Source organism: Prosthecobacter sp., assembly GCF_044222565.1.
In the GTDB taxonomy this organism is placed as follows: domain Bacteria; phylum Verrucomicrobiota; class Verrucomicrobiia; order Verrucomicrobiales; family Verrucomicrobiaceae; genus Prosthecobacter.
The window spans coordinates 174465-190411 of sequence record NZ_JBGANA010000009.1; the positions used below are offsets into that span (position 1 = coordinate 174465).

At 61.5% G+C, this 15947-nt stretch carries 12 protein-coding genes; 8 read left to right on the forward strand and 4 right to left on the reverse strand.

Annotated elements, in window-relative coordinates; all coding sequences use genetic code 11:
- The first annotated feature begins 172 nt into the window (after window positions 1–172).
- The gene (locus tag ACILSR_RS15325; protein WP_395750661.1) at window positions 173–613 is read left to right on the forward strand and encodes a hypothetical protein; all 441 of its coding nucleotides are present in this window, start codon (window positions 173–175) and stop codon (window positions 611–613) included.
- Window positions 614–716: 103 nt separating this feature from the next.
- Here the strand turns inward: ACILSR_RS15325 and ACILSR_RS15330 are convergent, their stop codons facing one another.
- The 4 genes from ACILSR_RS15330 to ACILSR_RS15345 form a co-directional block, all read right to left on the reverse strand.
- Complete coding sequence (locus ACILSR_RS15330; protein WP_395750662.1) at window positions 717–1457, reverse strand: TVP38/TMEM64 family protein; 741 nt, start codon at window positions 1455–1457, stop codon at window positions 717–719.
- Window positions 1454–2620 (reverse strand): PQQ-binding-like beta-propeller repeat protein, encoded by a 1167-nt coding sequence (locus tag ACILSR_RS15335; RefSeq protein ID WP_395750663.1) that lies wholly within the window; start codon window positions 2618–2620, stop codon window positions 1454–1456. The genes ACILSR_RS15330 and ACILSR_RS15335 overlap by 4 nt, the downstream gene beginning before the upstream one ends.
- A 23-nt stretch (window positions 2621–2643) precedes the next feature.
- Entirely contained in the window at window positions 2644–3750 is a 1107-nt protein-coding gene (locus tag ACILSR_RS15340; RefSeq protein WP_395750664.1) for a hypothetical protein, read from the reverse strand.
- Between the two features lie 84 nt (window positions 3751–3834).
- A complete protein-coding gene (locus ACILSR_RS15345; protein ID WP_395750665.1) occupies window positions 3835–5115 on the reverse strand; it encodes a PQQ-binding-like beta-propeller repeat protein in 1281 nt (426 codons plus the stop codon).
- Between the two features lie 131 nt (window positions 5116–5246).
- On the opposite strand from ACILSR_RS15345, the gene ACILSR_RS15350 reads away from it, so the two are divergent.
- The 7 genes from ACILSR_RS15350 (at window position 5247) to ACILSR_RS15380 (ending at window position 15943) form a co-directional block, all read left to right on the forward strand.
- Window positions 5247–7115, forward strand: coding sequence for an ABC-F family ATP-binding cassette domain-containing protein (locus tag ACILSR_RS15350; RefSeq protein ID WP_395750666.1), 1869 nt, complete (start codon window positions 5247–5249; stop codon window positions 7113–7115).
- Between the two features lie 292 nt (window positions 7116–7407).
- Window positions 7408–8409: a VWA domain-containing protein gene (locus tag ACILSR_RS15355; protein WP_395750667.1), complete on the forward strand. Its 1002-nt coding sequence runs from the start codon at window positions 7408–7410 to the stop codon at window positions 8407–8409.
- Window positions 8406–8960, forward strand: coding sequence for a hypothetical protein (locus tag ACILSR_RS15360; RefSeq protein ID WP_395750668.1), 555 nt, complete (start codon window positions 8406–8408; stop codon window positions 8958–8960). Before ACILSR_RS15355 ends, ACILSR_RS15360 begins: the two co-directional genes overlap by 4 nt.
- 536 nt (window positions 8961–9496) lie before the next feature.
- On the forward strand, window positions 9497–10171 hold the full coding sequence (locus ACILSR_RS15365) for a hypothetical protein (RefSeq protein ID WP_395750669.1): 675 nt from the start codon (window positions 9497–9499) through the stop codon (window positions 10169–10171).
- 67 nt (window positions 10172–10238) lie between these two features.
- Entirely contained in the window at window positions 10239–13823 is a 3585-nt protein-coding gene (locus ACILSR_RS15370; protein ID WP_395750670.1) for a hypothetical protein, read from the forward strand.
- A 255-nt stretch (window positions 13824–14078) separates the two neighbouring features.
- Entirely contained in the window at window positions 14079–15065 is a 987-nt protein-coding gene (locus ACILSR_RS15375; protein WP_395750671.1) for an AAA family ATPase, read from the forward strand.
- A 14-nt stretch (window positions 15066–15079) separates the two neighbouring features.
- Entirely contained in the window at window positions 15080–15943 is an 864-nt protein-coding gene (locus ACILSR_RS15380; protein WP_395750672.1) for a DUF58 domain-containing protein, read from the forward strand.
- Window positions 15944–15947: the final 4 nt, after the last annotated feature.

Consider the following 15947-nt stretch of genomic DNA (forward strand, 5'->3'; position numbering starts at 1 on the left):
ATGCTTTGTGTGCACTGCCCCAAATGCCTGGAAAATCCGCACTCCGTCAGCTGCGACCTCTGCGCCGGCTGCCGCGCCTGCTCCATGCATGGCCGCAGTCAGTAAGGGCTGAGTCTTTTTTGTCAGGACAGGCTGGACCCGTTCGTTTATTGTACGAACAACCAACCCACCTATGAATACGATCCCTGTCCCCGTTTCTGGACAGGCGGCCTCGATTCAGCAAGCCGTCTGTGCCCACGACGCCGAAGCGCGTTTTGTCACCCGCAATCTCCACCGCGTCTGGCAGACCCGGCGCATGAAAGCCACCTTTCTGCGGCCTTTTCGCAGAGCCCTCCGCCCTCTTCTCGTATGGCTCCGCCAGGATCACGTCTATGTCCAGCATGGTGAGCTCGGCGCACCGCCCGTCGGTCTCCGCTTGAAGCAGTTCGGCTGGGAGACCATCGCCCTGAGCATCATCCTCGGCCCGCTGGCCTTCATCATGCTGCTCCCGCTCCTCATCGTCATCTTCCCCGTCGCCGTTCTCATCGGCTTGGGTGCCGTCATCGCTGCCGCTGTGCAAACCGATGCCGAAGATGTGGAGCACCACACCCTCACCTGGCATACGATGCACTAATTCGCTCTGCCGCCTCGGCGCAGCAAAGCAGCCTTGTTACTGGGGAACAAAGAAGGGTTCCGCTGTGGCCCCCAATCGCTCCCGCCATTGCGGGGCCTCCACATCACCCCTTCTTCTGCTTCTTCATCACCCGATACACCAGCCACGCCGCGATGTTGATCACCGCGAGCGCGCCTAGCAATTGTGTCAAAGTGGTCAGCAAACTCCCTTTTCCCAAACCGCTGCCCACCAGGCTGAAGGCCACGTTCAGAGGCATGTAGCCCAGCAGTGTGCCCAGTAGAAAGCGCGTGTGTTTCACCGGAGTCATCCCCAGCAGCACATTCAGCACCAGCCCCGGAACCATCAGCTGCCGCACCCAGAACACCCGCAGGACAGACGGCTTCTTCAGCAGCTTTTTCAGCCACGGCCACTTCTCCGCGCGAGATTCCACCGCACGTCGAAACCCATGCCTGGAAAGCACAAACGCTCCATACGAACCCAGCGTCGATGCCACCAGCGAGAGCACCAGCCCTTCGCCAAAGCCAAACACCAGCCCGGCCGCCGCGCACATCGGCAGCCGCGGCACCCCCAGCATCACGGCTCCGGCGCACGCTCCCATGAAGATCGCATGCGCTCCCCAGCCAAACTCGCGCACCAGGTCCTTCCACCGCTTTACATCCGTCAGCCAATCTTTCAGCGGCGTGAAATGCACCACCGTCATAAACGCCGCCACCATCAGCACCGCAAACAGCACCTGCCGCGTCTCCTTGCCCAAGGCACGCGAAGTCTCCTGCTCCACCTCGATCGCTGTCGAGGCATCCAGTTCTTCGATTTCAGGCGTGGGCTCTTCCGGCTTGTCCATCATTGCAGCTTCCACAGTTTCCCGTCGCTGCGCACATAGACCGCCCCTCCGGAGATCGCTGGCGTCGTCAGCACCGTCTCCTTCAGTTCAATTTCTTTCAGCACTTTGCCTTCCGGCGCTTCTGGATCGATCACCTGAAAAATCCCGCGCTCATTCACAATGTAGATGCGCTTCCCCGCCGCCACTGGCGATCCGCTGAAAGGCCCCTTCATGCGCAGCTTCCACGCTTCGTCACCATTCTTCACGCTCGCCTTGATCAGCACGCCGGCGCCATTCACCACATAGATGGAGTCGCCCAGCACCAGCGGACTCGCCGTGCCCGAGTTCAGCTTCTCATTCCGCCACAGCTGCGTCACCGCGCCCTTCTCCGGAGCCAGCGCCGTGATGCCATGAGACACCGCATACAGCGTATCGCCTGCGCCCACGCTCGAAGGAATCGTGCTCGCCCCGTCGCTGTAATCCCACACCGTCTTTCCCGTCGACGGTTCCACTGCCAGGATGCCCTTGCTCGACTGCAGCGCCACCGTGTTTTTCCACACCGTCGCGCTCGTCCAGTTCGCCGCCTTCGGCCGCTCCAGCTTCCACTTGTTCTTCCCCGTCGCCACATCCAGCCCCGCTGTGAAGGACTCGCTGTCATTCTCGCTCTGCACCACCAGCGTCCCATCCAGCACCACCGGAGATTGCGACATCCCCAGGCTGTTGCTCGCATTCGGGTAGTCAAACGTCAGCCCCCGCAGCCACAGCAGATTCCCGTCCAGATCAAACGCGAACAAATCGTTGGAGGAAAACAGCGCAAACACGCGGTCCCCGTCGCTGCACGGCGTATTCGCCGCCACACACGTCTTGTTGTGCGTCATCGTGCGTCCCGTGCTGCGCATCGCCCGCTCCCAGCGCTTCGTGCCGTCCGCCGCATTGAAGCAAAACACATGCAGCGTCTCCTGCCCCGGCCCGCTCGAGCACGTGACAAACACCCGGTCTCCAACCACAATCGGCGCCGATAGCCCGCGCCCCGGCAGATCCGCCGCCCACGCAATTTTCAAATCATCCCCCGGCACCTTCGCCTCCGTGGAAACCGCCGTCGCATTCGGTCCGCGGAATTGCAGCCAGTCGGCATGCACCACACCTGTTGCCACGCAAAGCATCAAACCCGTCAAAATCGTCTTCATAGTCTTCGTCGTTCTAAGTTAACTCATTTCGCCGCCAGAATCGCCGTGCCTGTCGCATCACACACACGCAGCTGGAACTCCCACTCCACCGTCCACTGCTCCGTCTGCTCATTCTGGCAGCACTTCACCAGGATTGTGTTCTTCCCCTTCTTCAGCTGGCATGGCATTTTGTACTGATCCAGCTTTGCCCCACGGTGATACTCATCGCGCGCAAACAGCAGCTCCCCGTTCAGCCAGATTTTCCAGCCGTCCTTGCAGCCGATGCGGATCTCCGCGGCCCGATCTTCCGTGCTGAAGAAATCCGTCGCCGCATAGCCCACCACGCTCTTCTCCATCCCGAAGGGTTTGTTGAAGTCGATCTTCCCGTACTCATCCGTACTTGTGAAGTCCACCCACTTCGCCTCCTTGCCTTTTCCTTCATAGACCGCATCAAACTTCAGCTCCTTCTCCGGCGGATACACCGTATCGAATCCCGCACGATCCGCATTGCTGAACGGCGCGATCATCTTCCAGCTCATCAAAAATCCAAAATGCTTTGGCAGGTCCACCTTCTGTCCCAGGTCCCGCAGCTTCTTTGCCAGCACCTTGATCTGGTCCTCATCCCGCGCTCCACCCAGTCCCTTGCCAAAGGCCACGATCGCCGCCGCGTTGTCCTTCTTTTCCAGCGCCGCATCTCCCGCCTCGATCAGCTTCGCCACCGGGTGCCTTCTCAGGTCCGAGCTCGGATCCTCCAGCAGCGTCGGCGTCAGCTCCTCCGCCAGTTTTTCATCCGCCCGATGAATCAAATCAAACGCCACCACCCGCGCCCCCGGGCTGTTTTTTGTATCCTTTAAAAAAGTCACCAGCGCCGGCACCGGCAGCTTCTTCGCCTTTAGCGCCTCATCCGCGAGCACCCCAACCGCCGTCCGCAGCCAGTTCTCCGCCAGCGGATTCGCCCCGTTCATTCCCTTCAGCACTTCCGGCAAAGAAGCTGGGTCCGCCTTCACGATCTCCCCCCACGCCTTCGCCGCCGCCTCATTCCCTTCACCTTCCTTCTTCACCGCACGCAGCGTCTCAATGGGTTTCGACAAATCGGCAGCGTTCGCGGTCCACGCGGTGGCGATCAATAGCAGGGCGGTATAAGTCTTCATGTGGGGAAAGGCGGCGGATGCTCTCACAAAGAACGCCCCGCGCCAACCGCGAGTTTCGCCATCTTCAGCACCATTGAAGGGATCTCACCTCGCCGCCAGATCATAGCAGAAAATCTGGTCCTGGGCGCGGATGATCAGCTTCTTGTCATGGATGCTCGGGTGCGGCCAGCTTGGTCCCTTCACCGCAGGCAGTTTGAAGGTGCCCTGCAGTTTGTAGCCTGCCGGCGTCGCGTCGATGAGGCCCATCGTCCCGTCCTGCCAGCGGAAATAAAGCTCTCCTTCCGCACTGATGACCGCCGCGCTTTCACGGCCGGGGCGCTCGCTCTGCTCCCACACGACTTTGCCAGTCTTCCATTCGAGACAAACTGGTATGCCGTTGTTGTGGCCGCTGCCCGCATAGATGTAGTCGCCGATGCGCACCATCCCGCCGTGATGATTCTGAAACGTGGCCGCCTTGAGAAAATACTTCTCTTCAGCTGCCACGCCTTCTCCATCCTTCTTCAGCTGCAGCAGTGCCGCGCCCGTGCCGTAACCCGAAGAGGTAAAAACATAATCATCCCACACCAGCGGCGTCGGAATGTTCGCCGTCCCATTGGCCACATCATTGTAAGTCCACAGCGTTTTGCCATCGCTGGCCCGCACGCTGACCAGGCCGCGCCCCGCCAGCGTGATGTACTGCTTCACCCCGCCGCCGTTGGAGATCACCACTCCGGTGTAGCCCGCACCATCCTTGCCACGCTTGCCCACTTCGGCTGGCAAAGCAGACTTCCACTTCACCTCGCCCGTTTTCTTGTCCATTGCAGCCACAATGCAGTCATTGCCACCCGGCACGCCAATCACCAGATCGCCATCCACCAGCGGTGATTCGCTGAAACCCCACCCGCTCATGATCAGGCCGCCCAGATCCGCCGTGTAGCTCTTCCGCCATAGCAGCTCGCCGCTCATCGCATCGCAGCAGGAAAGGATGCCATCCTTCGTCACGGAATACAGCCGCTCTCCATCAAACGTCGGCGCGCCATTCGGCTGGTCACGCTTGTCGCTGATCACCGTGCTCCACACCTCTTTTTGCGTCTCCAGTTCAAAGGCCGTCAGCGACACACCTTCCTTGCGGTTTCCCACCACAAACACACGCCCTTTGCCCACCGTCACAGATCCCATGCCGCCACCCGCGCCTTTGATCTCCCACAGCAGCTTCGGCCCTTCCGCAGGCCAGGACTTGAGCAAACCGGTTTCATTCGAGATGCCGTCTCTGTTCTGCCCGCGAAACTGATGCCACCCCGGTGTCAGGGCGGCGGTTTCTGCTGAGAACGTGATGCCCGCCGAGAGCGAGCCAAACAATGCCATGAGGAGCCGGGAAGTGTGCATGCAGAGATGCCAAACGCTCGTCACCGCCCGCTTTATCGCTTTGTCCGATTTGGCAGGCGCCCCGCCTTCCCCTGCCTGCGTCCTCGACACCGCCCAAATCTCCGCCACTATACGCGCCCCCTTTTCCCCCAATGCTCTCTGTCTCCAACGTCAGCAAAACCTACGCCGGCCGCACCCTCTTCAGCCAGGTGTCGTTCCACATCAACCGTGGCGAAAAAATCGGCCTCATCGGCCCCAATGGCGCTGGCAAGTCCACCCTTTTCTCCCTCCTCCTTCAGGAAACCGTCCCCGATGAAGGCAAGGTCGTCATGGAGCGCGGCCTCGACTTCGGCTTCCTCCCACAGGAAAGCGCCCCCATCGAAGACGTCACCGTTCTGGAACTCGCCACCGGCCACGTGGACGAGCACTCCCGCTGGGAGATCGAGCCCAAGGCCAAGCGCATCCTCAGCGGCCTCGCCTTTCGCGAGTCCGACTTCGAGCGCAATGCCCGCACCCTCAGCGGCGGCTGGGTCATGCGCGCCCACCTCGCCCGCCTCCTCGTCCAGGAGCCCGACCTCCTCCTGCTCGACGAACCGACGAACCATCTCGACCTCGAATCCCTCATCTGGTTTCAAACCTACCTGCAGAGCTATCCCGGCGCCATTCTCATGATTTCGCATGACCGCGAATTCCTCAACGCCCTCTGCGACAGCATCCTCGAAGTCGCCCACAGCAAGATCACCCGCTACACCGGCAACTACGACGACTATACCCGCGAAAAAGCCGCCCGCATGGAGCAGATGCAGGGCGCTTATGACAATCAGCAGCGCGAGCTCGCCAAGATGCAGGCCTGGGTGGACAAGTTCAAAGCCAAGGCCAACTTCGCCTCCCGCGCGCAGGACAAGGCCAAGATGATCGACCGCATCGAAAAAGTCGATGCCCCGGTGGCCGACGCTAAAACCGTCAAGTTCCGCTTCCCCCAGCCACCCCGCAGCGGCCAGCGCGTCATCCGCATCAAGGACGTCGATTTCGCCTACGGCCAGACTCCCGTCTATACCGGCCTCGATCTCGAGATCGAGCGCGGTCAGCGCACCGTCCTCGTCGGCCCAAACGGCGCCGGTAAATCCACGCTCCTCAAACTTCTCGCCGGCGCCCTCACCCCGCAGTCCGGCACTTACGAGCTCGGCCACAATGTGAAGCTCGGCTACTTCGCCCAGTATCGTGGAGACGTGCTCAACATGAAGCACACCGTGCTCGAGTCCGCCATGGACCTCCCCAGCCGCCCCGGTGAAAACATGTCCCGCACGTTGCTCGGCTCCTTCCTCTTCCACGGCGACGACGTCTTCAAGCCCGTCGGCGTTCTCAGCGGTGGTGAAAAATCCCGCCTCGTGCTCGTGCGCCTCCTGCTGGATCCGCCGAACTTCCTCCTCATGGACGAGCCCACCACCCATCTCGACATGGGCAGCATCGATGCGCTCATCAATGCGCTCGATCAGTACGAAGGCACCCTCGTCTTCATCAGCCATGACGTGCACTTCATCCGCCAGATGGCCAAGCATGTCCTCCACGTCAGCGCCGGCGTCATCACGCCCTACGCAGGCGACTACCAGTACTACCTCGACAAAACCAAAGCCGGCTCCGCCCGCGAAGCCCTCACCGCCACCCTCCACAACGCCCAGCCCACCAGCTACGGCAGCAGCAGCGGCCCCGCAGTGAAAGAAGCCCCCAAAAGCAAGCAGCAGCGCCGCCTCGAAGCCGATGCCCGCAACGCCCGCAGCAAGGCCAAAAAGGAGCTCGATCTCCGCGTCTTCCACATCGAGCAGGAACTCGCCACCCTCGACAAGCGCAAGCACCAAATCGTCCAGATGCTCCAGGAAGAAGCCACTTATGCAGACGCCGCCCAGTTCCGCGCCCTCAGCGCCGAACTCGAAACCGTCGAGACCAAAATTACCAAGCTCACCGCCGAGTGGGAAAAAGACACCGAAGCTTTGGAAGCCATCAACAACGCCCCTCCCATTTAGCCGGGAGCAAAGTAAGGCACTCCGATGCCGGGAGCGCGGCACTCCGATGCCGCTCTGGGAGCTTTCTCACGTCCAGAAAATCCCTCATCCTCCATCCGGTCTCTAAACACGCTTGCGCACAGCTTCATCCCGACACGCCGAAAGCAATTGAGTAGGCGATTTCGCGAAAGCTGAATAAAGAATGTTTGCCGCTGCGTTGTGCTGAAATGCCACGCCTGAAATCCGCTGATCCAAACTCCGAGAGCCTGTTTTGCCATGCTCCGAGTTGTGATTCGTTTGTGGCCGTTCAAGTATGATCCCGCTGATTTCTGCACTAGCGGTTCTGATCACAGTGGCAGCCGCCGAATGGCTCCACACCCGCCGCATTCGCATCGCCCAGCGTCTCGCCTTCGGCACCTCCGGCGCACGCCCCTGGACACGCTTCGTCCCACTCCTGCGCTCCCTCAGCCTCGCCGCCTTCACCTGGGGCCTCGCTACCCTCATCCAGCTTCAGACCACCGCCAACGACCCCGCCAAAGACACAAAAAACGACACCGCCACGCGCCTAGTCTTCATCGCCGACTTGTCCCCCAGCATGTACCTGCAGGACGCCGGACCCGACGGTGCCCTCACACGCCACGACCGCATGCGCGATGTGACAGAAGGCATCCTCCAGCGCGTCAGCGGCAATCTCCGCTTCGGCGTCATCGGCTTCTACACCGAGTCCATCCCCGTCGTCATGGAGGCGCGCGATCCCGAACTCGTGCGCAATGTCTTCAACGGCCTCCCGCTTTCGTACGCCATGCCCGTCGGCAAAACCGATCTCGGCAAAGCCGTGAACGAAGCACTCGAACACGTCGCCGCATTCCCCCCAAACAGCACACGCCTCGTCATCTTCACCGATGGCGACTCCGTCAGCCTCGTGCCCATCCAAAAGCGCCCGCAATCCGTCAAGGAAGTCCTCGTTCTCGGCCTCGGCAATCCCACCAAAGGCACCTACATCGACAGCCACCAGTCACGCCAGGAAGGCGATACCCTCCAGCGCCTCGCCACCGCCCTCGGCGGCATCTACGAAGACGTCAACACCAAGCACCTCGCCACCACCGCGCTTGGCGATCTCGTCGTGCCCCTCGCCCCCTTGCAGAAAGGCCTCAGCCTCGCCCAGCTCGCTATTCTCGCCATGGTCCTCGGCGCCTTCATCAATGCCGCCATTCCCCTCGCTCAGGAATACCTCGGCAGCACCTGGCGGCCAGTCGCAGTCACGCGCAGCAGCGCAGAATCCTCTCCCATCATCGAAAGGAAACTGCCCGCATGAGGAAGTTCTTCACCCTCATATGGCTGCTCTGTCCAGTCGCCGCACTCTACTACCACTTCAATGAAGGCCAGGATCAACTGGCACGCGTCAAAGCCCGCCAGCGCGTCGAAGCCATCCGCTTACTCGAACGTGCCCCGGAACCCGACTACGCCCTCATCATCGAAGAGTACGACAAGCTCACCGCCGAACTCCCCAAAAGCGAACGCCCTCTCGTAAAGCATCAAATCCGCCTCGCCAAAGCCAAGGCCCGCCTTGAAATGCTCGATGTCGTCGGTGCCACCGATGAACTCACCCTCCTTCTTCAAGAAGCCGCGCAGGTCCATGGCGAAGACGCCAAGCTCACCCGCGCCGTCCGCGAGGCCCTCGGCAAGGCCTACTATTACGCCACCTACCTTCTCAAAACCAACGGTGCCGCCGAATCCGAATGGCGCCCCTACGCCGAGCGCACCCGCCAAATTTTCCGGTTTCTCGCCGAGCACCAGGAACCCGGCGCCCTCGCCAAATACGAAGAACGCGTCGCCGCCGAATTCGCCAAAACCACGCACCCATGAGCCTCACAAAACCACAGCGCTCTGGTCACACACCCCATCATCCAAGCGACCCATCGTTATTTGGAGTGCGGTCGCGCAGTGAGGCACGAACGCAGCTACCGCTTTCCGCAGGCCGGTCATCTCACTCAAATCGTGACGACATTCAAAATCGCCAGCCATCGTGCTCGCAGTCCGCAAAGATGTCTCGTCATCATCCCACGCTTCAATCCTCCAATTACCCCGAGATTCGTTTTGAGGACGTCGATCAGCCAAGCCTGAACTTCCAAGTGGAAATGCCGAACAACTTGCCAACTCTTCGCAACACTCCAAGCGTTCACCAGGGGCATTTCTCAAATGCTCCGGCCCTCCCCAGCCCCAAAGGGGCTGCGCATCATAGCGAAGGGTTGCCGAGCCTCGGCGAGGCTACCCTGGTACGACGCACGACAAATCGGAAAGCAAACCCAGCGCCTGCTGCACACGCCGCGTTCACCAGCAGCGTCCTCACCGCACCCCCGCCGCATTCACAGCGCCTGCTCAATCTCCACACCTTGCGAGTCATGCCCTTAACCGCACGCCATTTCATCATTCATAGATTAGGCGGCCTCACACTCCTTCTCCTCGCCGTCCTCACCCACGCCCAGGAACCCGCCAAGGCTTCCTCCTCCGCCATTGAAGGCATCAAAGGCGTCAAACAAGAAGCCGTCGAAAGCATCAAGAAGATCGAGCCACCCACCACCACTCCCGTCTCCCCGCCCACCGTGCAAGGCGTCAAAACCACCGTCCCTCCCGCACCTCCTCCGCCCCCTCCACCTCCCGCAAATCCCGTCACACCCAACACCGTTCAGGGCGTCAAACCACCTCCGCCTCCCAACACCGTGCAGGCTCCTCCGCCTCCGCCACCACCACCCGCAAACCCCATCACTCCCAACACCGTGCAAGGCGTGAAGCCACCCCCTCCTCCCAACACCGTCCAGTCCGTCCCTCCTCCTCCCGCCACCAATGCCGTGACCACCATTCGCGCCGTCAAAGGCGTCGAAGGCATCGCCGTCCCCAAGCAGCGCAATCTCGAAGCCGCCCTCCAGATCAAAGCCGGCACCAAACCCGACCCCAAAAACAAAGCCGCCGCCGCAGCCCTCTTCGGCCGCCCCGGCAAAGGCCCGCTACCCACCGAGGACGGCGACGGCCGCGCCGCCCTCCAGGAGTTCGAAAAACAAACCACCCCCGGCTCCTAAAAAGTAGCCCAGTTGCGCCGCAACTGGACCTCTTCCCCGCTTCGCCCTCCCTCTTTCAATCGCTCTCATGACCTCCTCCTCCCAGCGCCTCACGCTCCTCCTTCTCGGCCTAGCGCTGCTCACCTCCGCGCCCGCCCAGGACCCTGCGCCCGCAAATCCGCCCACTCCCGCGCCCGTCGCCGCTCCCACCCCCGCGCCCCCTCCACCCCCCGACCCCAAAATCCTCAGAGAAACCGAGGCCATCCTCAAAGACCGCTTCTCCCGCGATCCCAACGACCTCCTCCGCCACATCGAACGCGTCGGCACCACCGATCCCGCCACGCTCCCCGTCAATGACCGCTTCCAGTTCCGCTTCGTCACCAGCGACTGGCCCAAGATTCGTGAAGAACTCGCGCTCATGCCCCCCGACCTCGCGCGCAAAATCTACGACAAAATGCTCGTCGATCTCACCGACCGTCAGCGTCCCAACATCCGTCTCGAAGACGTCCTCGGTCTCGCCGACTCCGCACCCGGAGAGCTCACCGGCGACAACCTCCGCCGCCTCGGCCAGCTCACCAGCATCGCCGTCCCCGTCGCTGAAAACTACTGGCTCGTGGACCGCCTGAAAAAAGGCACCGCCAAGCTCGGCGGCACAGATCCCGCCAAACGCCTCGCCGCCGCGCGCCTCCTCATCTACGCCAACTTCAAAGACCTCGCCCGCACCTACCTGCCTTCTCCCGCAGAGATGGATCAAATCGCCGACGAAGGTCTTAAAAACGAACTTCGCAATTTCCTCACCACCCAGCAGGAGCGCGAAAACGCCCAGCACGCCGAAGTCCAGCGCATCTGGGACGAAAACATCAACGCCCTTCTCAACCCAGACACCTCCAAAGCCAAAGCCTGGGAGAAAAGCAAAGCCGGTAACAACATCTCCAAAGTCATCACCCAGGTGCCCACCAGCACCCTCGCTTCCGTCCTCGCCGAAGCCGCCAAGACCAATCCGCAGGGTGCCATGCATCTCGTCACCGCTTTCACCCGCAAAGTACAAAACGACCGCAATGGCGATGTCACCTCACGCGCCGAAAATCTCGCCGCCCAATCCACCATCGCCAGTCTCCTCCTCGATCTCGTCCCCTCCGGCGAGCAGCCCTGGAGCCAGATTTTTGAGATGATGGCCGACCACTGGACCAGCGAAGCCGACTACACCTACCAGCAAAAATCCACCAACAACAACCAGGGCCGCTACGTCGCCCCCGAAGAACTCCTGGCCGTCGCTCCCGCAGGCAAATGGGCCGCAGCACTCACCACCAGCGTGCGCGACCGCATCGATGTCGCTATGTCCCGCCTCATCCTCACCGGCGCTCAGTTTGATCAGGCCGCCGAACGCATCGTCGAGATCGGCAAACGCAGCCCCACTGCGGGCGCAGCACTCGCCGAAGACTTCCTCACCGTCTGGGGCAAGACCCACAACCCCCAGCTCCCCGAGCAGCTCCGCCGCAAATACGGCCTGCCCGATGACGCCCGCATCCCCGTCACTCCCATCATGATGGAGAAGAACATCGACAGCCTCGCGCGCATGATGACCCTCTTCCGCAATGCCGGCCTCGCCCCCAAGGACTACGCCAGCGTCGTCGCCGCCTTCGATCTCGCCTACAGCACCGCAGAAACCTATCGCACCAGCCACATCGAAAAAGTCTTCGGCCCCATGGACAAAATGGATGAGCCCGTCTTCTCCCTCATCCTCGCCAAGATGAATTCCAATCTCGGCGAACGCTGGCGCAAGATGGACGTGCAGCGCGCCGGACTCACCCAGCGCGATGAAGGACAAACCCTCGATATGGTGCGCTCCGGTTACGACACCGCATTAAAGCTCATCGACGCCTGGCTCAAAGGCCACGCCGGAAGCTGGCGTGCCCCAATGCTCGCTGGCACCCTTTGCGTGGACTGGGGCGACTTCGAATACTTCCAGCAGCTTGTCGTCGCCGATCCGCAAAAGCGCATGTTCGCCTTCAAAGAAAAGAACGTCATGGCGCAGGATTACTTCGACCGCGCCTGCACCGCTTACGCCGCCACGGTGCCAAAGCTCAGCCCCAGCGACTACACGGTCGAGCCTCACATGGCCTGGTTCAATGGCCTCCTCGGCATCGGCTCCAACAACCAGCTCAATCTCTCCAAGGCCATGAACCGCGCGGCCTTGACCAAGATCCGCGATCACCTCACCGCCCTCCCCGGCAAGGCCGCAAAGGATCACATCAGCCTCTTCGCCAAGATCATCAACACACGCCTCAACGACGAAAAAGACCCGCTCCACGAAGACCTCGAATACCGCTACATCGCCAGCGCCATGATCATCACTAAGGATGATCCCTTCACCCTCGGTGCTGCCAAGAAGCTCACCTACTTCGACGAACTCCTCAGCGAAGTCCGCCTGCAAACCCGCGTCGATGGCCCCAACACCGTCGGCCGCGATCAGGACTTCGGCATCATCGTCAGCATCATCCACACCGAGGCCATGACCCGCGCCGCCAAGTTCGGCCAGTACCTCACCAACGACCTCAACCCCGGCCCCAACCAGGGCAAAAAAAACTCCCCTCTCGTCAAGAAGATGGTCGAGACCCAGGGCCCTCGCGATGAGCTCGAGCTGAACATCACCCAGGCCCTCGCGCCCTTCTTCGACATCAAGTCCATCACCTTCTCCACGCCCGAAGTAAAACCCCGCCCCACCGCGAAGCCCGGCTGGGAGGAAACCGTCCTCGCCTACCTCCACGTTCGCGCCAAGGACGCCAGCGTCGATAAAATCCCGCCCGTCGAACTCGCGCTCAAATTCGTCGATATGACCGGCCCCGTCAGCATCCCCGCTGAATCCGCCGAGACCATCATCAAAGTCTCCTCCGATCCCGTCCCCCCACGTCCCGCCAGCCACATCGAGATCACGCAAACCCTCGACAACCGCCAGCTTCCCATCAACGGCGCACTCACCCTCGAAATCAAAGCCACCTCCACCGGCCTCACTCCCGACCTCGATCAGCTTCTAACCTTCGACCCCAAGGCCGTCATCAGCGTCAAGCACACCAATCCCCACGAAGGTCTTCAGATCAAAGAACTCAACTCCTGGGGCGATGAAGTCACCCCCACCTCCGAACGCCTCTGGACCCTCACCCTCGATGGCGATGCCGTCCGCGCCGCCGAAACCCCGCTCACCTTCCACTTCCCCACCGCGAAAGCCAAAGACGCCACCATGACCTTGCAAACCTACAAGGACATGAACCTCACCACCCTTACCGACCCCGCCGTCACCCTCGGCATGAAGTCCACCCCCGCAGACATCGTCACCCATCCCACCCAGCATCCCACCCAATGGCTCGCCATCATCGCCACCGGCATCATCATCGCCATCGGCTTCGCCTTCCTCCTCTTCCGCAAACGCGCTCCTGATCCCTCTCAAGCCACCCGCGTCACCTTCCACATGCCCGCCGAAGTCGATGCCTTCTCCGTCGTCGCCCTCCTCCGCCGCCTCCGCACCAGCCCCCAGGTAAAACTCAAGGACTCCCAAAAGCAGGAACTCCAATCCGACCTCACCCGCATCGAGCAGCAATGCTTCACCCCCACCCCCTCCATCCCCGAATCCGACCTCCGCACCATCGCCACCAAATGGCTCCGCTGCGCCTCCTAACATTCTTCCTGGTCTATCCTAAGTACGTAGTTCGGGCTTTAGCCCGCTCCGGAATCCCCGCCTCACCCCAAACTCCAATCCACCCATCACACGTTGAGTAGTACCGGCTTCAGCCGGAATTCGGCCTCCCCAGTTCCACTCTTCTCCCCTCTGTCTTCCGTGGATTCAGAGTATTCCGTGGTTCAAAAATTCGTCTCAGCTCCTCCGGCTCTGAAATTTTTCTACCCCTAATTTTTCTACCTCATTTCTCCTCACATGCCCACCCCTCCCAACGCCCGTTCCGCCCAGCAATTCGTCGCCGGCGTCCGTGAACGCGTCGCCAAAATCGTCGTCGGCCAGGACATCGTCGTCGAGCGCGTTTTGATCGCCATGCTCACCGGCGGCCACCTGCTCATGCAGGGTCTTCCCGGCCTCGCCAAGACCCTCCTCGTCAACAGCATCGCCAAGGCCATCAACCTCGACTTCAAGCGCATCCAGTTCACCGTGGACATGCTGCCCTCCGACATCATCGGCTCCGAAATCATCGATCAAAAAACCGGCGACTTTCGCATCCATCGCGGCCCCGTCTTCACCAATCTTCTCCTCGCCGACGAAATCAATCGCGCCGCTCCCAAAGTGCAGGGCGCCATGCTCGAAGCCATGCAGGAGCGCAAAGTCACCATCGGTGGCCAGGCCCTCAAACTCCCCACACCCTTCCTCGTCATCGCCACGCAGAACCCCGTCGAGCAGTCCGGCACCTTCGAACTCCCCGAAGCCCAGCTCGACCGCTTCATGCTCCTCCACCGCCTCGGCTATCCCAGCCGCGAAGACGAGCAGATGATCCTCATGCGTCAGCTCGGCATGGGCTTGAAGCACGAAGACGGCGGCGCTGTCCCACGCTCCGCCTTCGACATGATTGAAGACAACCCCGGTGCATCCATCGCCGATCTCGTCCACGCCATGGAAGCCGTGCAGTCCGTCCATGTCAGCGAAGTCTTCGTCAAACACTGCGTCGAGCTCGTTCGCCGCACCCGCGAATCCAAGCTCCTCGACTTCGGCTGCAGCCCCCGCGCCGGTCTCGCCTTGATCAATTCCGCCCGCGCCCGCGCTGTCATGCACGATCGCGATTTCGTCACGCCCGAAGATCTCTTCGATCTCGCCGAAGACGTCATCCTCCATCGCATCCGCGTCAGCTACGAAGCCTCCGCCGCAGGCCACACCGCCGCCGAAGTCCTGCAAAGCATCCTCGCCACCCTCGGCTGATCATATCTCATACCATGAACCAGCAGGTCAAACTCAACGACGATCCCGTCGATGCCCGGCAGTTCGAGGTCACGGTCAAGCACTTGGCCAACAGCCTCAACTTCGGCCAGGACGAATCCGTCTTCCACGGCAGCGGCCTCGAGTTTGCCCAGTCGCGCCTCTACACTCCCGGCGACCCCGTCAAATCCATCGACTGGAAAGTCTCCGCCCGCGTCGGCAAGCTCTTCATCAAAGAATACCAGGAGCCCAAGCAGATCCCCCTCTACCTCCTCGTCGATACCTCCGCCTCCATGTGCGTGAGCTCGCAGACGCTCAGCAAATACGCTTGGGCAGTGCGCATCGCCACCGGCATCGCCCTCGCCGCTCAGTCCTCCATGACCCCCGTCGGTCTCCTCGGCTGCGGCGCGCGCGAGCTCCACGTGCGCCCCTCCCTCTCGCGCAATCTCGTCATGGAATGGTCGCACAAACTGCGTCATCACAACTTCGTCGAGGAAACCTCCCTCGCCCAGCGCGCCCGCGAAATCGCCCCCGCCCTCAAGCGCCTCACCACCGTCATCGTCCTCAGCGATCTCCACGACCCCGGCGCCTTCGCAGCTCTCCAGGTCCTCGGCCAGGAGCACGACTGCATCGTCCTCCATCTGCAAGACCCCGCCGAGCTGAACCTCAAAGGCGCAGGCCTCTTCCGCGGTTCCGAGGCCGAATCCGGCCGCGCCTTCGTCGGCCACGGTCGCCGCAGTTTCATCGACAGCGCCACATGGCAGAGCGAGCTCACCCGCTTCGGTATCGACTACCTCTACCTCCGCACCGACCAGCCCATCCTCGGCCGCCTGCGCCATTTCTTAAACCGTCGCGGCCTCGGAGGCAGCGCTGGCAGATAGCATC